The 21,150-nt window shown below is 70.2% G+C and carries 22 protein-coding genes and 1 pseudogene; 12 read left to right on the top strand and 11 right to left on the bottom strand.

From position 1 onward, the window contains the following. Nucleotides 1–122: pseudogene (locus tag ACFV61_RS06850) on the bottom strand (acyl-CoA dehydrogenase family protein); the annotation flags it as partial. Between the two features lie 181 nt (nucleotides 123–303). On the opposite strand from ACFV61_RS06850, the gene ACFV61_RS06845 reads away from it, so the two are divergent. Both ACFV61_RS06845 and ACFV61_RS06840 read left to right on the top strand, forming a co-directional pair. Further along, nucleotides 304–1,641: a UDP-glucose/GDP-mannose dehydrogenase family protein gene (locus ACFV61_RS06845; protein ID WP_063349103.1), complete on the top strand. Its 1,338-nt coding sequence runs from the start codon at nucleotides 304–306 to the stop codon at nucleotides 1,639–1,641. A 43-nt stretch (nucleotides 1,642–1,684) separates the two neighbouring features. Continuing rightward, nucleotides 1,685–2,098: a CoA-binding protein gene (locus ACFV61_RS06840; RefSeq protein ID WP_380485416.1), complete on the top strand. Its 414-nt coding sequence runs from the start codon at nucleotides 1,685–1,687 to the stop codon at nucleotides 2,096–2,098. Nucleotides 2,099–2,100: 2 nt separating this feature from the next. On the opposite strand, the gene ACFV61_RS06835 is transcribed toward ACFV61_RS06840, so the two are convergent. From ACFV61_RS06835 to ACFV61_RS06825, 3 genes are read right to left on the bottom strand one after another with little or no spacing between them, the layout of a single operon-like run. Continuing rightward, complete coding sequence (locus ACFV61_RS06835) at nucleotides 2,101–3,315, bottom strand: dipeptidase (RefSeq protein ID WP_063349102.1); 1,215 nt, start codon at nucleotides 3,313–3,315, stop codon at nucleotides 2,101–2,103. 31 nt (nucleotides 3,316–3,346) lie between these two features. Then, nucleotides 3,347–3,883 carry a 5-(carboxyamino)imidazole ribonucleotide mutase gene (gene purE, locus ACFV61_RS06830; protein WP_063349101.1) on the bottom strand — a complete coding sequence of 179 codons (537 nt, stop codon included), beginning with the start codon at nucleotides 3,881–3,883 and terminating at the stop codon, nucleotides 3,347–3,349. Beyond that, a complete protein-coding gene (locus ACFV61_RS06825; RefSeq protein ID WP_380346324.1) occupies nucleotides 3,880–5,019 on the bottom strand; it encodes a 5-(carboxyamino)imidazole ribonucleotide synthase in 1,140 nt (379 codons plus the stop codon). Before ACFV61_RS06825 ends, purE begins: the two co-directional genes overlap by 4 nt. A gap of 246 nt (nucleotides 5,020–5,265) precedes the next feature. Between ACFV61_RS06825 and ACFV61_RS06820 the strand changes: the two genes are divergently transcribed. Then, nucleotides 5,266–5,823 (top strand): GtrA family protein, encoded by a 558-nt coding sequence (locus ACFV61_RS06820; protein WP_380346326.1) that lies wholly within the window; start codon nucleotides 5,266–5,268, stop codon nucleotides 5,821–5,823. A gap of 54 nt (nucleotides 5,824–5,877) precedes the next feature. On the opposite strand, the gene ACFV61_RS06815 is transcribed toward ACFV61_RS06820, so the two are convergent. Together ACFV61_RS06815 and ACFV61_RS06810 are read right to left on the bottom strand one after the other, a co-directional pair. After that, the gene (locus tag ACFV61_RS06815) at nucleotides 5,878–7,122 is read right to left on the bottom strand and encodes an ATP-binding protein (RefSeq protein WP_063349098.1); all 1,245 of its coding nucleotides are present in this window, start codon (nucleotides 7,120–7,122) and stop codon (nucleotides 5,878–5,880) included. Between the two features lie 63 nt (nucleotides 7,123–7,185). Continuing rightward, entirely contained in the window at nucleotides 7,186–7,860 is a 675-nt protein-coding gene (locus ACFV61_RS06810; protein ID WP_030290974.1) for a response regulator transcription factor, read from the bottom strand. A gap of 329 nt (nucleotides 7,861–8,189) precedes the next feature. On the opposite strand from ACFV61_RS06810, the gene ACFV61_RS06805 reads away from it, so the two are divergent. The 3 genes from ACFV61_RS06805 to ACFV61_RS06795 all read left to right on the top strand — a co-directional run bounded on the left by ACFV61_RS06805 (nucleotide 8,190) and on the right by ACFV61_RS06795 (nucleotide 13,061). Beyond that, nucleotides 8,190–9,698 (top strand): peptide MFS transporter, encoded by a 1,509-nt coding sequence (locus ACFV61_RS06805; protein WP_063349097.1) that lies wholly within the window; start codon nucleotides 8,190–8,192, stop codon nucleotides 9,696–9,698. A gap of 241 nt (nucleotides 9,699–9,939) precedes the next feature. Continuing rightward, nucleotides 9,940–12,012, top strand: coding sequence for a prolyl oligopeptidase family serine peptidase (locus tag ACFV61_RS06800; protein WP_380490480.1), 2,073 nt, complete (start codon nucleotides 9,940–9,942; stop codon nucleotides 12,010–12,012). A gap of 221 nt (nucleotides 12,013–12,233) precedes the next feature. Then, nucleotides 12,234–13,061: a phosphotransferase gene (locus ACFV61_RS06795; protein ID WP_380490478.1), complete on the top strand. Its 828-nt coding sequence runs from the start codon at nucleotides 12,234–12,236 to the stop codon at nucleotides 13,059–13,061. A gap of 166 nt (nucleotides 13,062–13,227) precedes the next feature. On the opposite strand, the gene ACFV61_RS06790 is transcribed toward ACFV61_RS06795, so the two are convergent. Next, nucleotides 13,228–13,446 (bottom strand): hypothetical protein, encoded by a 219-nt coding sequence (locus ACFV61_RS06790; protein ID WP_380490476.1) that lies wholly within the window; start codon nucleotides 13,444–13,446, stop codon nucleotides 13,228–13,230. 32 nt (nucleotides 13,447–13,478) lie between these two features. Next, nucleotides 13,479–13,841, bottom strand: a complete 363-nt coding sequence (locus tag ACFV61_RS06785) for an ATP-binding protein (RefSeq protein WP_363369146.1) — start codon at nucleotides 13,839–13,841, stop codon at nucleotides 13,479–13,481. A gap of 302 nt (nucleotides 13,842–14,143) precedes the next feature. On the opposite strand from ACFV61_RS06785, the gene ACFV61_RS06780 reads away from it, so the two are divergent. Both ACFV61_RS06780 and ACFV61_RS06775 read left to right on the top strand, forming a co-directional pair. After that, on the top strand, nucleotides 14,144–15,004 hold the full coding sequence (locus ACFV61_RS06780; protein WP_380345478.1) for a helix-turn-helix domain-containing protein: 861 nt from the start codon (nucleotides 14,144–14,146) through the stop codon (nucleotides 15,002–15,004). Further along, nucleotides 14,997–15,197 carry a DUF397 domain-containing protein gene (locus ACFV61_RS06775; RefSeq protein WP_380345480.1) on the top strand — a complete coding sequence of 67 codons (201 nt, stop codon included), beginning with the start codon at nucleotides 14,997–14,999 and terminating at the stop codon, nucleotides 15,195–15,197. Before ACFV61_RS06780 ends, ACFV61_RS06775 begins: the two co-directional genes overlap by 8 nt. Before the next feature lie 97 nt (nucleotides 15,198–15,294). Here ACFV61_RS06775 and ACFV61_RS06770 read toward each other — a convergent pair whose 3' ends face one another. The 3 genes from ACFV61_RS06770 to ACFV61_RS06760 are packed head-to-tail and all read right to left on the bottom strand — an operon-like array spanning nucleotide 15,295 to nucleotide 16,898. After that, on the bottom strand, nucleotides 15,295–16,146 hold the full coding sequence (locus ACFV61_RS06770) for a helix-turn-helix domain-containing protein (protein ID WP_380345482.1): 852 nt from the start codon (nucleotides 16,144–16,146) through the stop codon (nucleotides 15,295–15,297). Between the two features lie 4 nt (nucleotides 16,147–16,150). After that, nucleotides 16,151–16,651: a DUF6879 family protein gene (locus tag ACFV61_RS06765; protein WP_380490474.1), complete on the bottom strand. Its 501-nt coding sequence runs from the start codon at nucleotides 16,649–16,651 to the stop codon at nucleotides 16,151–16,153. After that, nucleotides 16,620–16,898, bottom strand: coding sequence for a hypothetical protein (locus tag ACFV61_RS06760; protein WP_380345485.1), 279 nt, complete (start codon nucleotides 16,896–16,898; stop codon nucleotides 16,620–16,622). The genes ACFV61_RS06765 and ACFV61_RS06760 overlap by 32 nt, the downstream gene beginning before the upstream one ends. 572 nt (nucleotides 16,899–17,470) lie before the next feature. Between ACFV61_RS06760 and ACFV61_RS06755 the strand changes: the two genes are divergently transcribed. The 4 genes from ACFV61_RS06755 (at nucleotide 17,471) to ACFV61_RS06740 (ending at nucleotide 21,077) form a co-directional block, all read left to right on the top strand. After that, the gene (locus ACFV61_RS06755; protein WP_380490472.1) at nucleotides 17,471–18,934 is read left to right on the top strand and encodes an ASCH domain-containing protein; all 1,464 of its coding nucleotides are present in this window, start codon (nucleotides 17,471–17,473) and stop codon (nucleotides 18,932–18,934) included. A gap of 16 nt (nucleotides 18,935–18,950) precedes the next feature. Next, nucleotides 18,951–19,346, top strand: a complete 396-nt coding sequence (locus ACFV61_RS06750) for a low molecular weight phosphatase family protein (protein WP_380485388.1) — start codon at nucleotides 18,951–18,953, stop codon at nucleotides 19,344–19,346. Nucleotides 19,347–19,801: 455 nt separating this feature from the next. Then, nucleotides 19,802–20,257 (top strand): glycine-rich domain-containing protein, encoded by a 456-nt coding sequence (locus ACFV61_RS06745; RefSeq protein ID WP_380490470.1) that lies wholly within the window; start codon nucleotides 19,802–19,804, stop codon nucleotides 20,255–20,257. Nucleotides 20,258–20,357: 100 nt separating this feature from the next. Beyond that, on the top strand, nucleotides 20,358–21,077 hold the full coding sequence (locus ACFV61_RS06740; RefSeq protein WP_380490468.1) for a class I SAM-dependent methyltransferase: 720 nt from the start codon (nucleotides 20,358–20,360) through the stop codon (nucleotides 21,075–21,077). Nucleotides 21,078–21,150: the final 73 nt, after the last annotated feature.

Raw genomic sequence — 21,150 nt, 5'->3', positions numbered from 1 at the left:
ACCTCCGCCGCGAACGGAGCGATCTTCGCCTCGGCCAGCGAACGCACCGCCTCACGGAGCATCTCGTGCTCCTCGGAGATACGGAAGAGATCGAAGTCAGCCGCCCCTGCGCTGCCCGCCATGATGCCCGCCTCGTCCAGTGATCGACGTCAATCCGGAGTTAACTACCGTTCAGTAGAGATCCTAGGGCTCCGACCTGCGGCTGCCTAGCGTCCCCGGCGTACGGGCGATCGAGGCCGGATCCGTCGGGGCGGATAGCATCAGAGGCACCCGTACAGGTCGAGTCCGCACAAAGGGGAACCCGTGACCCTCCGCATCTCCGTGATCGGCACCGGCTACCTCGGTGCCACGCACGCGGCCGCGATGGCCGAGTTCGGCTTCGAGGTGCTGGGCCTGGACATCGACCCCGACAAGATCGCCACGCTGACCGCCGGCCGCGTCCCGATGTACGAGCCGGGGCTGTCCGAGCTGCTGCTCAAGCACGTCGCCGGGCACGAGGGTTCGACCGGCCGGCTGCGCTTCACCAGCTCCGTCCAGGAGGCCGCGGAGTTCGGCGACGTGCACTTCGTCTGCGTCAACACCCCGCAGCGCAAGGGCGAGTTCGCCGCCGACATGTCGTACGTCGACGCCGCGATCGACGGCCTCGCCCCGTACCTGACCCGCCCGGTTCTGGTGGTCGGCAAGTCCACCGTGCCGGTCGGCTCGGCGAGCCGGCTCGCCGAGCGGCTGGCCGCGCTGGCACCCGTCGGCGCGGGCGCCGAACTCGCCTGGAACCCGGAGTTCCTGCGCGAGGGCTTCGCCGTCCAGGACACCCTGCGCCCGGACCGGATCGTCGTCGGAGCCCACAGCGAGCGCGCCGAGCGGCTGCTGCGCGAGGTGTACGCCGAGCCGATCGCGGCCGGGGTGCCGTTCCTGGTCACCGACTACGCGACCGCCGAGCTGGTGAAGGCCGCCGCCAACTCCTTCCTGGCCACCAAGATCTCCTTCATCAACGCGATGGCCGAGGTCTGCGAGGCGGCCGGCGCCGACGTCACGCTGCTCTCCACCGCGCTCGGGCACGACGAGCGGATCGGCCGCAAGTTCCTCAACTCCGGTCTGGGCTTCGGCGGCGGCTGCCTGCCCAAGGACATCCGGGCGTTCATGGCCCGGGCCGGCGAACTCGGCGCCGACCAGGCGCTGACCTTCCTGCGCGAGGTCGACTCGATCAACATGCGCCGCCGCTCCCGGATGGTGGAGCTGGCCCGCGAGCAGTGCGGCGGCGGCTTCCTGGGCCGCCGGGTGGCCGTCCTCGGCGCCGCGTTCAAGCCCAACTCGGACGACATCCGGGACTCCCCCGCGCTCAACGTCGCCGCCCAGATCCAGCTGCAGGGCGCCCAGGTCACCGTCTACGACCCGAAGGCCGTCGACAACGCCCGCAAGATGTTCCCCTCGCTCGCCTACGCCGACTCGGCCATGGAGGCCGCCGAGGGCGCCCACGTCGTCCTGCACCTCACCGAGTGGGCCGAGTTCCGCGAGCTGGACCCGGCCGTCCTCGGTGCCGTGGTCGCCGAACGCCGCCTCCTCGACGGCCGCAACGTCCTGGACGCCGACGCCTGGCGCGCCGCCGGCTGGACCTACCGCGCGCTCGGCCGCCCCAGCTGACACCTGCGGGAATCCGGCGCCCGTGGTCGTCGTTGGCACCGGCATGACGAGCTACGGCGACGACGCGACGGTTCGCGAGATCCTCACCGGCACCGGCGACACCTGGGCCGTGGTGGGCCTGTCCGGCAACACCGCCCGGGCCGCGTACGGGGTGGCCGGGGTGCTCCAGCGGTACGGCAAGCGCGTCGTGCCGGTGCACCCGAAGGCCGAGACCGTCCTCGGCGAGCCCGGCTACGCCTCGCTCGCCGAGATCCCGTTCCCGGTCGACGTGGTGGACGTGTTCGTGAACAGCGCGCTGGCCGGGGAGGTGGCCGACCAGGCGGTGGCGGCCGGGGCGAAGGCCGTCTGGTTCCAGCTGGGTGTGGTCGACGAGGCCGCGTACGCGCGGACCAGGACGGCCGGGCTCGCCATGGTGATGGACAGGTGCCCGGCCATCGAGATCCCGCGGCTGGGCTGATCTCAGCCCTTTACGCCGTCCAGCTGCGCGATGGTGGCGATGGACGGGCGGCGGCCGGCCCGCAGCCCGGCGGCGACGGACTCGGCGTCGCGCAGGACGCGGACGGCGTTGTGCCAGGTGAGCTTGGCGAGGTCGGCCTCGGACCAGTTCCGGCGCAGGAGTTCGGCGATCAGGTTGGGGTAGCCGGCCACCGAGCCCAGGCCGTCGGGCAGGAACGCGGTGCCGTCGAAGTCGCCGCCGATGCCGATGTGGTCGATGCCGGCGACCTCGCGCAGGTGGTCGAGGTGGTCGGCGACGGTGGCCGGGGTGGCGATCGGGCGCGGGTTGGCGGCCTCGAAGGCGCGCTGGCGCTCCATCGCGGGCGGGGTGGTGTCGAGCGGGTGGAAGCCGTGGGCGCGCATGTTCTCGTCGGCGGCGAGGGTCCACTCGATGGCGGCGGGCAGGATGAACTTGGGCACGAAGGTGGCCATCGCCACGCCGCCGTTGGCGGGCAGCTGGGCGAGCACGTCGTCCGGGATGTTGCGCGGGTGGTCGCAGACGGCGCGGGCGGAGGAGTGCGAGAAGACGACCGGGGCCTCGGTGACCCGCAGGGCGTCGCGCATGGTGTCGGCGGAGACGTGCGAGAGGTCGACGAGCATGCCGAGCCGGTTCATCTCCCGGACGACCTCCTCGCCGAAGCGGGTCAGCCCGCCGGCCACCGGCTTGTCGGTGGCGGAGTCGGCCCACGGCACGTTGTCGTTGTGGGTGAGCGTCAGGTAGCGCACGCCGAGCTCGTGGAGAGCCCGCAGGGTGGCGAGCGAGCAGTCGATGGAGTGGCCGCCCTCGGCGCCCATCAGGGAGGCGATCCGGCCTTCGGCGCGGGCGGCTTCCATGTCGTCGGCGGTGCGGGCGAGCCGGAGCCGGTCGGGGTAGCGCTCGACCAGGGCGTGGACGAAGTCGATCTGTTCCAGGGTGGCGCTCACCGCGTGGTCGCCGGCCAGCCGGGTCGGCACGTAGACGGACCAGAACTGCGCGCCGACCCCGCCCTCCGCGAGGCGGGCGAGGTCGGTGTGCAGACGGTCGCTCTGGTCGGCGGCGAGGTCGACCGCGCCGAGGTCGTACCCGGCCTGCTCGCGCATCGCCCACGGGAGGTCGTTGTGGCCGTCGACCACGGGGGCGGTGCGCAGCAGGGCCCGGGCGCGGTCCAGCGGGGTGGGGGAGTCCAGCTCGGTAGTCATACCGGCTGTTCTACCCCACCCGCCGCCGGGGTTACTTGCCGAAGCCGAAGGAGGAGGATCCGGCCACCTTGGCGCGGAGCTTCTTGCCCTTCTCGGTGGCCTGGTTGTTCAGTTCGGCCTGGAAGTCGGTCATCCGCTCGGTCAGTTCGGGGTCGAACGCGGCCAGCATCCGCACGGCGAGCAGGCCGGCGTTGCGCGCGCCGGCCACCGAGACGGTCGCGACCGGGACGCCGGCCGGCATCTGGACGATGGACAGCAGGCTGTCCATGCCGTCCAGGTAGCGCAGCGGCACCGGCACGCCGATGACGGGCAGCGGGGTGACGGAGGCGAGCATGCCCGGCAGGTGGGCGGCGCCGCCGGCGCCGGCGATGATCGCCTTGAGGCCGCGCCGGTGGGCGTTCTCGCCGTACGCGACCATCTCGCGGGGCATCCGGTGCGCCGAGACGACGTCGACCTCGTAGGGGATCTCGAACTCGTCGAGGGCCTGGGCGGCGGCCTCCATGACGGGCCAGTCGGAGTCCGAGCCCATGACGATGCCGACGAGCGGGCTCGAAGGGGAGGAGGTCATTCGGTGATCGTTCCTCGCAGGTAGGCGGCCGCGTGGCGGGCGCGCTCGCGGACGTCGTCGAGGTCGTCCCCGAAGACGTTGACGTGGCCGACCTTGCGGCCGGGCTTCACGTCCTTCCCGTACATGTGGATCCGCAGGCCGGGGTCGCGGGCCATGCAGTGCAGGAAGGCGTGGTACATGTCCGGGTAGTCGCCGCCGAGGACGTTGACCATGACGGTCCACTTGGCGCGCGGCCGGGGGTCGCCGAGCGGGAGGTCGAGGACGGCCCGCAGGTGGTTCTCGAACTGCGAGGTGACGGCGCCGTCCTGGGTCCAGTGCCCGGAGTTGTGGGGGCGCATGGCGAGTTCGTTGACGAGGATCCGGCCGTCCCTGGTCTGGAACAGTTCGACGGCGAGGTGGCCGGTGATGCCGAGGTCGCCGGCGATGCGCAGGGCCAGCTGCTGGGCCTCGTCGGAGAGGGCCGGGTCGAGGTCCGGCGCGGGGGCGGTGACCTCGGCGCAGACGCCGTTCTCCTGGACGCTCTCCACCACCGGGTAGGCGACGGCCTGGCCGCTGGGCGAGCGGACGACGTTGGCGGCGAGTTCGCGGACGAAGTCGACCTTCTCCTCGGCGAGCACCTGGACGCCGGCCAGGAACGGCGCCTGCGCGTCCTCCTCGCCGTCGACGACCCAGACGCCCTTGCCGTCGTAGCCGCCGCGGACGGTCTTCAGCACGACCGGGTAGCCGGAGCCCTCGTTCGCGAAGGCGGTGACGTCGGCCGGGTCGGCGACGATCCGGTGGCGGGGGCAGGGCACGCCGATGGAGTCGAGCTTGGCCCGCATGACGCCCTTGTCCTGGGCGTTGACCAGCGCGTCCGGGCCGGGCCGGACGGCGATGCCGTCGGCTTCCAGGGCCCGCAGGTGCTCGGTGGGGACGTGCTCGTGGTCGAAGGTGATCACGTCGCAGCCGGCCGCGAAGCGGCGCAGCGTGTCGAGGTCGCGGTAGTCGCCGAGGACGACGTCGGAGACCACCTGTGCGGCGGAGTCCTGGGGCGTGTCGGCGAGGAGTTTGAACCTGACCCCGAGCGGGATGCCCGCCTGGTGTGCCATGCGGGCCAACTGCCCGCCGCCGATCATGCCCACCACTGGAAAATTCACATTGCCCGGGGAAGTCACCCCGCCAGGATATCCGGGCCGGTCGGGGGTGGTGGAACCGCTGGGGTGGGCTGGGCGTCCCAGTCAACCCGGAGCCCTGGGGGCTGAGCCGTTCGGTGGAAGCGGGTAGCCTGGACGGCTAGGTCCTGGTCTGCGCAGTCCGATCATGTGCGTGCACGCAGGGCTCAAGGGGTGGACGCGTCCACGCGATCCGCTCTTCGACCCGCAGGCACATGGAGGCAGCCCGGTATGGCGACGTCCGCAGCTTCGAGCCCTTCGCTCTCGCAGAAACTGCGGGGGCTGTCAGGCGAAGTGGTGAAGTTCGGCCTGGTCGGCCTGAGCGGCGTGGTGGTCAACTTCGCCGTGTTCTGGGTGTGCCTCAACGGACTGGGCCTGGCCTCGCTGCGGTCCAACATCGCGGCGACGCTGATCGCCATCGCCACCAACTACCTGGGCTACCGCTACTGGCTGTACCGGGACCGCGACGCCGCCTCGCGCAAGCGGGAGATCACGCTGTTCCTCGTGTACAGCGGCATCGGCATGCTGATCGAGACCGGCGTGCTCGGCTTCTCGGTGTACGTGCTCGGCCTCGACTCGCACTACGAGCAGCTGGGCGCCAAGGTGGCCGGCCTCGCGGTGGCCACCGTGTTCCGCTTCTTCTCGTACCGGACCTGGGTGTTCAAGGCACTGCCCGAGCCTGTCGTGCAGGACGCGAGCGGCACCAGCGGCACCAGCGGCCAGGAGCTGGCCGCCCAGGCCGAGCTGATGCTGGCCGCCGAGCAGATCCGCTACGCCAAGGCCGAATAGCCGACCGGCCGTCCGCCCTGGACGGCCGTACCCCCGGCCGTACCCGCCCCCGGCTCAGTCCGCGTGGCTGCGGCCGAGGAAGAGCGCGAACACCGCGGGCTTCAGCGAGAGCAGTTCGAGCCGGCCCCCGTCCGCCTCCGCGAGGTCACGGGCGACGGCCAGGCCGATGCCGGTGGAGTTGCGGCCGCTGACGGCGCGTTCGAACACCCGGTTCCCGAGGTCCGGCGGCACGCCGGCGCCCTGGTCCTGCACCTCGACCACCACCGAGGTGCCGGAGGGCCGGACCCGCAGGGTGATCGTCCCGGCGCCGTGCATCAGCGAGTTCTCGATCAGGGTGGCCAGCACCTGGGCGACGGTGCCCGGGGTGCCGACGGCGGTGACCCCGTGCAGGCCCTCCAGGGACAGCACCCGGCCGGTCTCGCGCAGCGACGGGCCCCACTCCTCGACCTGCTGCTTGATCACCTCGTCCAGGTCGAAGGCCACCGCGGTGGGGCTGCGCGGGTCGCGCTGGGTGGTGAGCAGCCGCTGGACGACGTCGGTGAGCCGTTCGACCTGCTGGAGGGCGATGGTCGCCTCCTCCTTGACGGTCTCCGGTTCCTCGGCGAGGGCGGTGATCTCCTCCAGCCGCATGGAGAGCGCGGTGAGCGGGGTGCGCAGCTGGTGCGAGGCGTCGGCGGCGAGCCGGCGTTCGGCGGTGAGCATCCGGGCGATCCGCTCGGCGCTGGTGTCCAGCACCTCGGCGACCCGGTCGAGTTCGGGCACCCCGTAGCGGCGGTCGCGGGGGCGCGGGTCGCCGGAGCCGAGCCGTTCGGCGGTCTCGGCCAGGTCGGTGAGCGGCCGGGCGAGCCGTTTGGCCTGCCAGACGGCGAGCGCCACGGCGGCCTGGACGGCCAGCAGGGCGACCACGCCGAGCAGCAGCAGCATGTTGGCGATCTCGTGGTCGACGTCCGCGCGGGACTGCTCGACGGTGACGACCTCGCCGCTGTTGCCGCGTTCGACGGCCTTCAGCAGGTGGCCGCCGGCCAGGCGTTCGCCGCTGGAGACGACGTCCTGGCCGGGGATCTGCACCTCGACGTAGCTGCCCTCGGTGACCTGGTTGTCGAAGGCCCGGCCGGTGACCGACTCACCCGCGGAGAGCCGGTTCTCGACCAGGGCGAGCACCCGGACGGCGGCCGCGTCCACCCGGTCCTGGGCCGAGTTGACGATGGTGCGCTTCTCGACCAGGGCGAGCGGCACGCAGAACACCACGACCACCACCAGGACGACGCCCAGCAGCGAGTTGATCATCCGGCGTTTCACGCTGCCGCTCCCCGAGGTGCTCCGCTTCGTCGGCCGACTCCCGGCCGCGATCTCCGTACGGGGCTAATTCTTCTCGAACCGGAACCCCACTCCGCGCACGGTGGCGATGTAGCGCGGGTTCGCCGCGTCGTCGCCGAGCTTCTTGCGGAGCCAGGAGATGTGCATGTCCAGGGTCTTGGTGGAGGTCCACCAGGTGGTGTCCCAGACCTGCCGCATGATCTCCTCGCGGGTGACCACCCGGCCGGCGTCCCGGACGAGGACGCGCAGCAGCTCGAACTCCTTGGCGGAGAGGGTGAGCTCCTCCTCGCCGAGCCAGGCGCGGTGGGACTCGATGTCGATCTTCACCCCGTGCGCGCCGGTGGTGAGCTGGTCGACGTTGCCGCGCCGGAGCAGGGCGCGGACGCGGGCGAGCAGTTCGGCCAGGCGGAAGGGCTTGGTCACGTAGTCGTCGGCACCGGCGTCGAGGCCGACCACGGTGTCCACCTCGTCCGCGCGGGCGGTGAGCACCAGGACGGGGCAGCTCTTGCCGTCGGCGCGCAGGCGGCGGCAGACCTCCAGGCCGTCCATCTCGGGCAGGCCGAGGTCGAGGACGACGAGGTCGACCTCCTCGGTCAGGCCCGCGGCCAGTGCGGTCGGACCGTCCTCGCGGACGAGCACCTCATAGCCCTCACGTCGCAGGGCTCGGGCGAGCGGTTCGGAGATCGCCGGATCGTCCTCGGCGAGCAGCACACAGGTCATGTGGTGATGGTAGTCCGCCCGGGTATGGCGGACTGCCTTGTGAGGTAGTTCACAGAGCGTGATCGTTACACAAGGGCCCCTTCAGGCCCAACACGCCGTCGCAGACCGCCCGTTCGGTGAAGAATCCGGCCTTCAATCTTGAAATTGAAGGGAAATTTGCCCGTCTACCATCGATAGATCGGGCAGATCTGTCACGGACTTTGCCATTCCCATACCTGATTCGTGGCTTTTGTCATCCGATAACGCTAAATATCGCCACGTAGAGTGGTTCCGTCCACGTCCGCCGCCACCCCCCTTGGCGGACGCTGTCAGGCAAGGAACCCCTACTCATGGCGTCTACCACCCTGGAAGCCGGCCTCACCCCGGCCTCGCCCAGCGGCAAGACCTTCCTCGGTCACCCCCGAGGGCTCGCCACGCTCTTCCTGAGCGAGATGTGGGAGCGCTTCAGCTACTACGGCATGCGCGCCCTGCTGGTGCTCTACATGACCGCCTCCGTCACGGACGGCGGCCTCGGCATGAAGCTGGCGACCGCCGGCGCCGTGTACAGCGTCTACACGGCCATGGTCTACCTGCTGGCCCTCCCGGGCGGCTGGATCGCCGACCGCTTCCTCGGCGCCCGCAAGACGGTCGCGATCGGCGGCACGATCATCATGGCCGGCCACTTCCTGCTGGCCGTGCCGTTCACCGGCGCGTTCTTCGCCGGTCTGGTCTGCATCGCGGTGGGCTCGGGCCTGCTCAAGGCCAACATCTCCACGATGGTCGGCCACCTCTACGACGGCCCGAACGACCCACGCCGCGACGGCGGCTTCACGATCTTCTACATGGGCGTCAACCTCGGGGCCTTCTTCGCCCCGCTGGTGGTCGGCACCGTCGGCCAGAAGGTCGACTGGCACCTGGGCTTCGCCCTGGCCGGCATCGGCATGGCGCTCGGCCTGGTCCAGTTCCTGCTGGGCACCCGCCACCTGAGCCCCACCAGCGACATCGTGACCTCGCCGATCGGCGCGGACGAGAAGCGCAAGATCTTCCGCAAGGCCGGCATCTGGCTGGCCGCGGCGGTCGTCTTCTACGGCATCGTCGTCTCCACCGGCCACTTCACCATCGACTGGGCGGTCTGGCCGCTGTCCATCGCCGGCCTGGCGATCCCGGTCTTCGTGTTCGCCAAGGTGAAGCGCGACAAGGACCTCAGCGCGGACGAGCAGTCCAAGATGAGCGGCTACATCTGGTTCTTCGTCGCCGCCGCCGTGTTCTGGATGATCTACGACCAGTCCGGCTCGACGCTGAACGTCTTCGCCAAGGAGCACACCGCCTCCACGCTGTTCGGGATCAACTTCCCGTCCAGCTGGTTCCAGTCGCTCAACCCGCTGTACATCATGGCGCTGGCCCCGGTCTTCGCCTGGCTCTGGGTCTCCCTGGCCCGCCGGTCGAAGAACCCCAGCACCACCATGAAGTTCGCCTTCGGTCTGCTGATGATCGGCGCCTCCTTCCTGGTCATGATGGCGGCGATGGGCGCCGCCTCCGGCGACGCCAAGGTCACCCCGCTGTGGCTGGCCATGGTCTACCTGGTCCAGACCGTCGGCGAGCTCACCCTCTCCCCCGTCGGCCTGTCCGTCACCACCAAGCTGGCCCCCACCAAGTACGCCAGCCAGATGGTCGGCGTCTGGTTCCTCGCCGTCACCGCCGGCGACTGCGTGGCCGCCATCTTCCAGCTGGTGCTGGGCGACAAGGTGGTCGGCAGCACCTGGTACTTCGCGGTCCAGGGCGCCATGGCGATCGTCGCCGGCATCGCGCTGGCGACGTACCGCAAGCGGGTCGTCACGCTCATGGGCGACGTCCACTGACGCTCGCGCCCGCCCGAGCCGGGGCCCCCGCCCGCGAGAGCGGTGCGCGCGGGCCCCCCGCCGGGGGTGTGCGGGAGAGACCCCGCCACACCGCCTCCGCGCGAGCGCCTCCCGCGCCCCCCCCCCCCCCCCCCGCCCGCGCCCGCGGCGGGGCCGCGGGGGGGCCCCCCCCCGCGCCCCCCCCCCCCCCGGCCGTTTTTCGCTCGACAGCGCCGCTCCGGCCGTGCCTATGGTGCCCGGCATGACGACCGACCCGTTACCGCGCCAACTCGCCCGCACCCGGCGCTTCACCCTGGGCGCCCCCACCCACCCGGGCATCACCGCCGACGGCGCCGCCGTCCTGTTCCTGCGCAGCCGCGGCGACACCGACCCGCTGGCCTGCCTCTGGGCGCTCGACACCGCCACCGGCCGGGAACGGCTGATCGCCGACCCGGCCGCGTTGGGCGCCGGCCCCTCCACCGACGGCATCACCGGTTACAGCACCGGCGCCACCGGCCGGCTCGCCGCCTTCGCGCTCGACGGCGCCCTCTGGCTCGCCGACACCGCCGACGGCACCGTCCGCGCCGTCCCCACCGCCACCGGCGTCCACGACCCGCGGCTCGACCCGACCGGCCGCCGGATCGCCTACACCGGCGACGGCGCCCTGCGCGTGGTCACCGTCAACGGCACGAACGACACGGACGGCACGGACGACGGGGGCACCACGGACGACCGGGCGCTCGCCGAGCCCGAGGCCGGGGACGTCGCGTACGGCGTCGCCGAGTACGTCGCCGCCGCGGAGATGTACCGCACCCGCGGCCACTGGTGGTCCCCCGACGGCACCGCGCTGCTCGTCACCCGCGTCGACGAGCGCCCCGTCCACCGCGTGCACCTCGCCGACCCGACCGACCCGCAGCGCCCGCCCCGCGTGATCCGCTACCCGCTGGCCGGCACCGCCAACGCCGAGGTCTCGCTCCTGCTGCTCGGCCTCGACGGCACCCGCACCGAGGTCCGCTGGGACCGCACCGCGTTCGAGTACCTCACCGCCGCCGGCTGGGACGCCCACGGCCCGTACGCCGCCGTGCAGAGCCGCGACCAGCGCACCGTCCGCACCCTGGCGATCGGGCCCGACGGCGCCACCCGGGTGCTCGCCGAGCGCCGCGACGAGCACTGGGTCGAACTCCTCCCCGGCCTGCCCGCGCGCACCGCCGGCGGCGCCCTGGTCGACACCGCCGACCTCGGCGACACCCGGCACCTCACCGTCGACGGCGAGCCCGTCACCCCGCCCGGACTACAGCTGTGGGAGGTGCTCGGCACGGACGGCGAACAGGTCCTGTTCACCGCCCTGGAGGACCCCACCGAGACCCACCTCTGGCACTACGAACCGGGCCGCGGCATCCGGCGGCTGAGCAGCGGCCCCGGCGTCCACACCGGCGCCCGGCGCGGCGGCACCCTCGTCGTCACCACCCGCTCCGAGGGCTTCCCGGCCGGCCGCACCACCGTCCACCGCGGCGACCGCACGGCGCACCCGGTGACCTCGTACGCGCAGCCGCCCGTCCTCGCCGCACGCCCCGAACTGCTCCGCCTCGGCCCCCGCGAGCTGCGCGCCGCGCTCTTCCTGCCCACCGGCCACCGCCCCGGCGGCACCCCACTGCCCGTCCTGCTCGACCCGTACGGCGGGCCCGGGATGCACAAGGTCACCAGCAGCGGCGCGTGGTGGGGCCGGGTCTCCCAGTGGTTCGCCGACCAGGGCTTCGCGGTGCTGGTCGTCGACGGCCGTGGCACCCCCGGGCGCGGACCGCAGTGGGACAAGACGATCTACGGCGACAAGGCCGGCCCCGCCCTGGCGGACCAGGTCGAGGGCCTGCACGAGGCCGCCCGGCTGCGGCCCGGACTGCTCGACCTCGACCGGGTCGGCATCCGCGGCTGGTCCTACGGCGGCTACCTCGCCGCCCTCGCCGTCCTGCGCCGCCCGGACGTCTTCCACGCCGCCTCCGCCGGGGCCGCCCCCACCGACTGGCGGCTCTACGACACCCACTGGCAGGAGCGCTTCCTCGGCCACCCCGACGAACACCCCGCGCACTATGACGACGGCTCCCTGATCGCCGGGGCCCCGGAGCTGCGCCGCCCGCTCCTGCTGATCCAGGGCCTCGCCGACGACAACGTCCTCCCCGCGCACACCCTGCGGCTCTCCCACGCCCTCCTCACCGCCGGACGCCCGCACGAGGTCCTACCGCTACGCGCCACCGGCCACCGGCCGACCGACGAGGCGGTGGTGGAGCACCTGCTCCGGCACGAACTGGACTTCCTGCGGAGGTCGTTGGGCGCGGAGTGATCGGCGCCTGCGCCACCAAACGCCGCAACATGGTCACTGTCCATCCGGCTGGCGCGTAGAAAGCACCTGAACGCGCAGGAAGTCGGGCCGGCCCAGCCCCGGCCTGCACACGTGCAACCGCAAGACGCTCGCCCTGGGGGGACGCCGCTGGCGAATGATTGACCAACAGCGTCCCGTTTGGAGCGACTCCCAACTCCGCTGAGCATCGTTACCGTTGTCCCATGACGGATCTGCGCCGGGCACCGGTGGACGAGGTGCTGGTACGTGTCGAGACGGCCTTGGGCACGCAACTCGACAGGGCGACAGTGGTCCGCAAACGCCGATCCGTGGGAGCCGGCACGGCGCGTGGCACGTGGGTACGCATCGAGCGGCGAGGGCTCGATCGAATCGGTGCCCAGGGCTGGGACGGCACCCCCTCCGCTGAGGCCCTGCGAGGGATTGCGAAGCCCGCGTGGCTGGCCGGCATCGCCTGGCGGGATGAGGTCGAGCCAGTGATGTGGCGGGCCGATGAAGCCGAACTACTGCCATCCGCCCCAGCGGGGTCCGCAGTTGTGACCGAGGGTCCCGACCTGCCGCCCAGCTGGTGGCCGGAGCTGAACGCCTCTCTCGATGCGCTCGCGAGGCAGCGGACGAATCGGATCGCCACGCCGGACACGGAGACGATCACCCAGGAGCTGGTGACTCGGACGATCCATCAGGTGTTCCCGGGCATCGACGCCACGGTGAGCGAGTGGTGTCCGGCGCATGCGGATCTGAACTGGGCGAACGTGACGGCGCCCGAGTTCTGCGTCTTCGACTGGGAAGACTGGGGTATGGCCCCGCGTGGTCTGGACGCTGCCACGCTGTGGGCGGCGTCGCTTGCCGTGCCTGCGCTGGCTGATCGTGTCCGTGTCGAGCGGAGCGGCGACTTCGCGAGCCGGGACGGCAAGCTGATGACCTTGTTCGTCGCGGCGAAGATCCTCGGGCCGTACGCGCGTCCCAAGGACCCTCGCCTTCAGGGCGCCCGCGTGTTGGCGGAGCAGGTGGTGAAGGAGCTTCAAGCGGACTGACGCTGAGCGGGCGCCCGCGAGGCCCTCGCCCGGGTGGGCGAGGGCCTTCGCGCGGTTCAGTGCTGGTCGTCGCGGTCGTCGGGGTGGGGCATCTTGAGGGTGGCGAGGACGCCGAGGGCGACGGTGGTGATGGCGAGGGCGAGGAGGATCGCGCCGACGAAGAACTTCACCGGTGCCGCTCCTCGTCGTCATCGTCCAGGTCGCGGAGCAGGCGGAGGAGGTTGAGCAGAGTGCTGACCGGCGCGTTCCCGAAGTCGATCAGGATGCGTCCGTCGATGGTGGTCCCGCCCGTCGAGGCGGACCCCCAGAGGAGCCCGTGCGGCAGGCCGCGCCTATGCAACTCCCCCAGGAAAGACATGATTTGGGGCTTGGTGTAGTCGCGCATCCGGGGGTCCTCCGGCACGATGGGGTCGCGGGTCACGCGCGGGAGTCCAGCTCGTACCAGATGGTTTTGCCGCGCTTCTGCGGGTCGACGCCCCAGCGGTGGGTGAGGCCGTCCACGAGCTGGAGGCCCCGACCGGTCTCGGCGAGGTCGGCGGGCGTGCGCGGCTGCGGGAGGGCGTCGCTCTCGTCGGAGACGGTGACACGGAGGGTGCGGTCGAGGATGGAGAACCAGACGACGGGCGCGGGGGTGTCGCCGTGCCGCCAGGCGTTGACGATGAGCTCGCAGAGGGCGAGTTCGGCGTTGAAGACGGCGTCGGCGTCCCAGCCGCTGCGGGTCATGGCGTCCCGCAGGGCCTGGCGGGAGAGGGTGAGCGAGGGGGTGTTACGGGTGCACACGGGAACCTCCGGGAGGCTGTGGTGTGGGAGTAAGGGGAGACGACGGATACGTCGCCGTGAGCCAGGCCAGGATGGGGCCGGCTGCTCTGCGGCGCGCGGGCAGAAGGCGCCTACTGCCCTGAACACAGCCATTACTGACGATCCGTCGGATCGAGCTGAGAATGACGATAGCGCATCGACTCTTTAATTAAAGTCGAATGGGAGGAGGTTCCTCCTCACGGGCGACAAGCGCCGCCGAGCCCGGATGGATCCACCGGCGACCGGCGCGGCACACTGGCCTCTGCACCAGCTGAGAGGACGCCATGGCCCTTCGAGTCCCCACCCTCCGTCAGCGACGCCTCGGCGCCGAACTGCGGAGGATGAGAGAGCAAGCCGGCTTCGGCGGCAGCCACCTTGCCCGTCTGCTTGGGGTGACTGCTGCCTTGGTGAGTCAGATGGAGAACGGGAAGTCGGCCGTCAGCGAGGAACGTCTACGTGAGATCGCGGCGGTCTGCGCGTGCGCCAACGAGCCCCTGATCGCCTCACTCGCTGACATGACCCGGGAGCGAGAGACTGGCTGGTGGGAGGAGTACAGCCCGAGGCTGACGACCGACCTGCTCGATGTGGCGGCGATCGAGGCCCACGCCTGCCGGATCTCCACCTACTCGATCACCTTCCTACCCGGGCTGCTCCAGACCCCGGCCTACGCCGCTTCGGTCTTCGCTCGCGCGATCCCGCCACTGCCGCAGCCCGATGTCGACCTCCGCTTGGCCTTCCGCTTGCGGAGGCAGCAGGTCGCACGGGACGGCGTCACGCCCTACACCGCGTTCATCCACGAAGCCGCACTCCGCATGCAGTTCAGCGGACCGGCGGCGCTCGCCGAGCAACTCGGCGCCCTCATCGAGCATTCCGAGAGCCCCGGCATCTCGGTCCGAGTCGTGCCGTTTAAGATCGAATCGCTGCCTGGCCCCAGCGAGAACTTCGTCCATATCGCGGGCCCGGTGCCTGAGCTGGACACCGTGCAGATCGACATCAGCTTCGGGTGTCCGCTCTTCGACGCACCCTCGGACCTGGCAAGTTACCGCGAGATCCTCGACAGGATGGCGTCTGTGGCTCTCTCCGAAGATGACTCGCGAGACTTCATCCGATCCATCAAGAAGGAGATAGAGGGCAATCATGAGTAGCCCTGCATGGCAGAAGTCCAGCTATTCCGGCTCCAGCAACGCATGCGTTGAGGTGCGGGCCGCTGATGGGGTGATCGAACTTCGCGAGTCCGACGAAGGTGCGGTCATCGTCCGCACCGCCCACCTCAAGTTCGCCGCCTTCCTCCAGGGCGCCAAGGCCGGCGAGTTCGACCACCTCACCACCAACCCCTGAAGGGAACGCACATCGCCCCCGTCGAGCCGGTGCTCGACGGGGGCGACATGAACCTGGCGTACAGGCCGACTCTGACGATGCCCCAGGGGTGGCGCTCTCAGGCCCCTTGAAGACGGCCACGGGCCGCTTCGATCTCGTTTCGGGCCGCAGTACCGAACACCGCTTGGTCCCGCAGAGCGGCGAACACGCGGACGAAGTACGAGATGTTCTCGGGCCTGGACGTCTGGAACGCCCCCGACCAGAACTCCTGCTTGAGCAAGCTCTCGTCGAACAGGTAGAAGCCCTCGCCAGGGTAGAGCGACCGTGGCCGACCTTGCGGGATGATCCCGATGGACACGTACGGGAGCCTGGACACTTCCAGGAGGTGGTCAAGTTGCCTGTTCATCACCTCAGCACCACCCGTATTGTTAGTTAGCGCTGAGGCTTCCAGGAGGAACGAGAATATCGGCGCCCCGGTGCCGAGGAACCGCTTCCGGACCACGCGGTTCTGTGCCGCTTCCTCCACGTCATCCAACGGCAGGCCGTGCAGCTTGGCATGGATGGTGAACTGCGCCTTGGCGTACTCGACCGTCTGTAGGAAACCGGGGACGAACAGCGACTCATACACCCGGAGCAGCTTGGTCTTCGCGTACAAGTCCATGGCTTGGAACTGGAGACGCTTCATCCCCGGTCGGTGCCATCGCTTGTAGTCGGTCCACATCTGCTCGATCTCACGACTCATCGCGATGAGTTCGGGAGTCTGCCCCTCGACGGCACAGGCCGTTGCCCATCGTCGGATGTCTTCCTCGGTCGGGATCTGCGTCCCGTGCTCGATCTTCGACACCTTGGTCTTGTGCCAGCCACAGCACTGCGCGAGCTCGACACCCGAGAGATGGGCATCCCGACGGAGTTCTTTGAGCTGAGTCCCGAAAGCGCGCCTTGCGGACTCGGATGGTTCCTGGTCGGACATGTCGCTACGGCTTGTACTCGCCATTGGGGACGCCGAGCGACCATGCCTGCTCGAACGCCTCGTTGCAGAACCGGATCACGTCCGGATCGGTCGAGAGCTGGATGTCGGTCTGTTGGTTGTCTCCCCCGATGAGGTTGAAGACCACCAGGTCATCCCGGATCAGGCAGTCGTTCCCCGGCAAGGGCAGCGCCGACACGAGACGGCGGGGAAGCCACCGAAGACGTTCCGTGGGGTCGGCCAGCTCGACCGCCATCCGCTGGTAGTCCGAGAGGGGTTCGGAGACGACCCGTACACGCCGGTAAGGGGATCCGGCAGCGGCCTTCCCGGCCAGGAACGCACGATTCCCACGCATCGTCTCCTCGACCGTCCCACGGTCGCCTGAGCGCCACGCCTCGAACAATGGGCGATCCACCTCATAGAAGTCCCGTAGCTCAAGCTTTCGGACCTCTTGGACGGGCTCACCGAACAGCAGCTCAATTCGGCGTGCTGCCGAGATCAATTCCATAACGCTCCCTGACGTACTTCCGCACGAACACATCCATGGTCCGCCCGGACATCTCCCCGAACGTCTCGTCGTCGGCAAGGGCGGCGAGCTGATCCCGAACCTTCGGCCCGCGCTTCTTGAGTTGCACGATCCATGAGTCACGGTCGGTCTCATAGAACGTCTCGCACTCGACGCCGCCCTGAGAATTGGGGTCCGTGCAGAAGAACGTAGCGGTCAAGTCGTCGCCGTCGCTGCTGTGTTGCCGCATGTTGCTCCCCCCGCGATCCGGCCGCATGTCATCTCCGACCTTCGCCCTACGACCACCCCAAGGTCAAGCGTTCGACGGCACCGAAGCTCGCTCAGACGGGTTCCAGCAACTATGAGCAACTTTGTTGAGTGCCGCTGGCCGAGGTTCGTACGGTCTACTCCACGCCCCTACGCATCGGCGAAGGAGAGGGAGCCAGGTATGTCCGCTGCTGTGAGGTCCGCCGGTTCGCACCGGAGCAGGGAACGTGCCAGTCCGCAGAAGATGACCGTGATCCTGAACGAGTACCGGGTGGCACAGTCGGAGTCCCGGCCGGTGCGGTACCCGCTGCCGCCGGGGTGTGGGTGTCCCCGGTGTCGCGCTGGGGGCTCCGGTGAATGACGCGGTCGCCCTTCCCCCGCCGACCGAGGCGGGCAAGTCCTCGACGTCCGCCGAGCCGCCCAACACCCCGGAAGCGCCGGATGCCGTGAGCGCCGTTGTGGAGCGGTTCAGGACCCTGCATGCCGAGCCCATGCGCCACCGACACCAGCACTGAGCCGGCCGCAGCCGGTTCATGAGCAGAGCGGAGGCACCACTTGAACACCATCGACCTTCTCAGGTCGCCGAACACCGTGCTGGCCAACGCCGTTGACGATGCCCTGGACGTGCTCCGTCCCCGCCTCCTGGAGGCCGGGACGGAGCGGATCGAGTTCACCGTGGGGACGCAGCTCAACGGGCGTCCGCACATCGGCACGCACCTGGTGCAGAGCCTGTCGTTCCTGGTCGCCGAGCGGGCCCGCGATGAGTTCGGGGTCGATACGGCCGTGGACTTCGTGGCTCTGGACAACGCCCCGGCGGAGACGATCACCGATGGCGGCCGGATGTACCAGCTCACCTACCACCACCAGCTCGGTGATCACGGCATCCGCGCCCTGGTCGCCGAGTACTACGCCCCTCTTCTGGACGCGATGACCAGCCGCACGGGCGTGGAGTACAGGGTCAGCAGCTACACCGAGCAGCAGGCGGGCCCGGAGTTCCGGGCCGAGTTCCTGCGGACGCTGGAGTTCCTGGATCAGATCCGGTTCTGGCTGGCTCCGGCCAGCGGTACGGCACACATCCGGCTGCCGTGTCCGGTGTGCGGGTGGGCCCAGAAGTACGCCGACCACACGCGGCTGCTGGAGTTGGACGACTCGGGGGCACTGTTCGAAGCGATGTGCCACGAGCACGGCCGCTACGAGGCGGACGTTACGCCGCTCGGCGGCGGGTACCTGGACCTCTCCACCCTGTACCGCAACGTGGTCAAGGAACGGTCCTACCGCCCCGACGACGGCACGTTGCACGTGATGGTGAAGGGCGGCGACTGGGCGTTCGGCTGCCAGCTGGTGGACGGCGCCCACGTCGCGATCGGGGCGCCGGCCGCTCCGGTGCCGCTGCGCGTCTTCACCCCTCAGATCCTCGGCAGCGACGGCGGGAAGCTCTCCAAGAGCCTCCTTCGCGCGGCTGCCGAAGCCGGAGACGCGACGGGAGGCAGCACCGCGGAATGGCTGCTCGACCCGGGCGCCTGGCCCGGCACGCAAGCGGACTACGTCGAAGCGCTCACGGGTGCCGGTGAGCTGATGCTCAGCAGCCCGAGGCACTTCTTCCGGTCCTACACCACGACCGCATTGGAAGCCCTGATGACCACCCGCCAGCCTGCCAGGAACCAATCCCAGGCGCATGGCCGTCCCCGCAACATCCAGATCTACAAGCAGTACTTCGACCTGATCACCGACGGCTCCAAGACCGTCGAAGTCCGGGTCGCCTACGCGTCGATGAAGCGAATCAGGGTCGGGGACCTGCTCAACTTCACCTGTCGTGGCGAGGAGTGCCTGACCAAGGTGAAGCGCATCGGCACGTACAGGACCTTCAAGGAGATGTTCGGCACCGAGGACGTGAAGGCGGTCAACCCGCACGCGACCGAGGCCGAGCAGTTGCGGGCGATCCACGCGATCTTCCCGCCGGAGAAGGAAGCCCTCGGCGTGATCACGTTCGAGATCGAGCGAGTGAACCCCGGTGAGTAGGCGAAGGCGGGTACTGGTGGTCTGCAAGGGGAACCACTGCCGTTCCCCGATCGCCGCCCTGATCATCGCGGAGCGGTCCGGGGGCGCGCTGGACGTGCGCTCGGCGGGCACCCGCAACTGGCACGTGGGCAAGCCCGCGCACCCGCTGATGATCGAGGCCGCTTCCGCCTTCGGCTACGACCTGACCGGCCACCGGGGCCAGCTCCTGGACGAGGGGCTGCTCGGCTGGGCTGACGACGTGATCGCGGTCGACGACGAAACGGCGCTCGCGGTCGAAGCCACCGCTGACTCCGACCAGCCGGTGAGGATCCTCGGCTCGGGCATCACCGACCCGTGGGGCGGCGGTCCCGAGGACTTCGCTGCTGCCGTCCTGGAGATCCAGGAAGCCACGGCCCTGTTCTACGCGGCCTAATCGCCATCCCGAGCAGCCCGGGCTGCCCGTCGCTCCCCCGTGGCGCTAACGGTCAGTTCGAGCAGATGAGAGAACCGCCCCGGCCGAGAAGGCCGGGGCGGTTTGCTTTGTTCGAGCGACGTGATGCGTGACGGCTGGCCGAGGTGCGGCGATCGCGTGGCGATCTGGCTCCGCCGAACGGCATCACCGCAGGTCATAGCCCATATGGCGACAGTTCCAGCCGCTCAGGCCTCCCGAACCCCCGCGCGCCAGACCGCGGCCGTCAGGGGGACACCCGGGCGGTAGGCCAGGTGTACACCCGTGCACTGATCACCGCCGCGATCGACACGCTGGGGTGAGGCATCCGCAATTCTCCGCAACTTCCTTGAGCACTACGAGAATTGGTCCGTAGATTTCACAGAGCCGCCGGGCAGCTCCCGGCGCCACCAGGTGCCCCAACAACAGTCGGAGGAACCATGGCAACCGCAGTTGCACCCACCGACCCGATCGTCGGCCCGCTCCGGAACGTGCGCGACCACATCCCCGCCGACCTGTGGGACAAGCAGATCGGCCTCCTGATGCGCGACTACCCCTACGACACCGTCATGGCCGCCCGCGTCCTCGGCCAGGGCTACGCCTACCTGCTGACCGCGATGGCCCACCGCAGCGAACACCTGGGCCTCGGCCCCAGCTCGCTGGTGGACATCGGCGTCCACACGATCATCCTGGACACCGTCGCCTACGCCGAGCTGTGCCAGAAGCACAACGACGGCCACTTCCTGCACCACGTGCCAGCCGTCGAGTACAAGGACGACGGCACCGTGCTGCGCACCGCCCAGCTCATAGCAGCAGACGGCTGGGACGTGGACCTGCCGCTGTGGGCGGATGCCTCCAAGTGCAGCCCCTGCCACCCCGGCAACGACTCGCACTGACCGGACAGTTGCGGTGGCTCCGAGCTCAGTCCGGGGCCACCGCGACCCGGAAGAGTGGAGTTCACCCAAACCCCTGCGCCGGCGCACGCCGGACGCGAGGATGACCCGAGTGACGACCACCTCACCCGCCCACTCCGGTGTGCCGGACCTCTGGCATCACTACGGCCGCACCCGCGCTGACACCAACCGGACCGTCCCCGGCGCCTTCCACTGGGTCTGGGCCCAGGACGGCGGGCCTGAAACCGAGGTGCTGGGGGACATCACCGGCCTCGTCGTGGCGGACCTCGGCGCGGGTGCCGCCCGTCATGCCGCGCACCTCGTCGCCCACCGCTCTCCGGCGCGGGTCGACGCGATCGACGCCTCCCCCGCCCAGCACGCGATGGCCTGCGACCTCTACGGCCACCTCGTACCGCGCCTGCGCACGGTGCGCGCCGGCGCGACCGCGCACCTGGAGGCGCATCCAGACGAGTACGACGTGCTCTACTCGGTGTTCGGCAGCCTCGACTTCGCCGACCCTCGCCAGCTGCTCCCGGCCGCTGCCCGCGCCCTGCGACCCGGCGGACTGCTGGCCGCCTCCACCTTGGGCCACTACCTCGGTGGAGCCCCCGCTGAACCGGACGTCCAGCACGCCGACGTTCCGGCCCGCACCCCGGACGGCGCCCCGGCAACCATGCGCCGCTGGGTTCTCCAGGAGACCGTCTGGACGAAGCTGTTGGACGAGGCGGGGTTCACGAAGATCAGTGTCGACCGGCTCCCTCCCACCGTGCCGAGTACACGCGCTGCAGACACCCTGCTTGTCCGCGCCTACCGTCAGCCCTGACGACCTTGGGAGAAATCGGCATCGGGGCATGCTGGCCGTTCCGGCTGCCGCATCACTTCACGTCGCCCCGTCG

It is taken from the genome of Kitasatospora sp. NPDC059817, assembly GCF_042731835.1.
In the GTDB taxonomy this organism is placed as follows: domain Bacteria; phylum Actinomycetota; class Actinomycetes; order Streptomycetales; family Streptomycetaceae; genus Kitasatospora.
This window is presented reverse-complemented; position numbering and strand designations above follow the sequence as displayed.

Coding starts and splice junctions, on each gene's coding strand:
- ACFV61_RS06840 (WP_380485416.1), top strand. CDS start 1,685: ATGACGAGCTACGGCGACGACGCGACGGTTCGCGAGATCCTCACCGGC.
- ACFV61_RS06835 (WP_063349102.1), bottom strand. CDS start 3,315: ATGACTACCGAGCTGGACTCCCCCACCCCGCTGGACCGCGCCCGGGCC.
- purE (WP_063349101.1), bottom strand. CDS start 3,883: ATGACCTCCTCCCCTTCGAGCCCGCTCGTCGGCATCGTCATGGGCTCG.
- ACFV61_RS06820 (WP_380346326.1), top strand. CDS start 5,266: ATGGCGACGTCCGCAGCTTCGAGCCCTTCGCTCTCGCAGAAACTGCGG.
- ACFV61_RS06810 (WP_030290974.1), bottom strand. CDS start 7,860: ATGACCTGTGTGCTGCTCGCCGAGGACGATCCGGCGATCTCCGAACCG.
- ACFV61_RS06805 (WP_063349097.1), top strand. CDS start 8,190: ATGGCGTCTACCACCCTGGAAGCCGGCCTCACCCCGGCCTCGCCCAGC.
- ACFV61_RS06800 (WP_380490480.1), top strand. CDS start 9,940: ATGACGACCGACCCGTTACCGCGCCAACTCGCCCGCACCCGGCGCTTC.
- ACFV61_RS06795 (WP_380490478.1), top strand. CDS start 12,234: ATGACGGATCTGCGCCGGGCACCGGTGGACGAGGTGCTGGTACGTGTC.
- ACFV61_RS06790 (WP_380490476.1), bottom strand. CDS start 13,446: ATGCGCGACTACACCAAGCCCCAAATCATGTCTTTCCTGGGGGAGTTG.
- ACFV61_RS06780 (WP_380345478.1), top strand. CDS start 14,144: ATGGCCCTTCGAGTCCCCACCCTCCGTCAGCGACGCCTCGGCGCCGAA.
- ACFV61_RS06775 (WP_380345480.1), top strand. CDS start 14,997: ATGAGTAGCCCTGCATGGCAGAAGTCCAGCTATTCCGGCTCCAGCAAC.
- ACFV61_RS06770 (WP_380345482.1), bottom strand. CDS start 16,146: ATGTCCGACCAGGAACCATCCGAGTCCGCAAGGCGCGCTTTCGGGACT.
- ACFV61_RS06765 (WP_380490474.1), bottom strand. CDS start 16,651: ATGGAATTGATCTCGGCAGCACGCCGAATTGAGCTGCTGTTCGGTGAG.
- ACFV61_RS06760 (WP_380345485.1), bottom strand. CDS start 16,898: ATGCGGCAACACAGCAGCGACGGCGACGACTTGACCGCTACGTTCTTC.
- ACFV61_RS06745 (WP_380490470.1), top strand. CDS start 19,802: ATGGCAACCGCAGTTGCACCCACCGACCCGATCGTCGGCCCGCTCCGG.
- ACFV61_RS06740 (WP_380490468.1), top strand. CDS start 20,358: ATGACCCGAGTGACGACCACCTCACCCGCCCACTCCGGTGTGCCGGAC.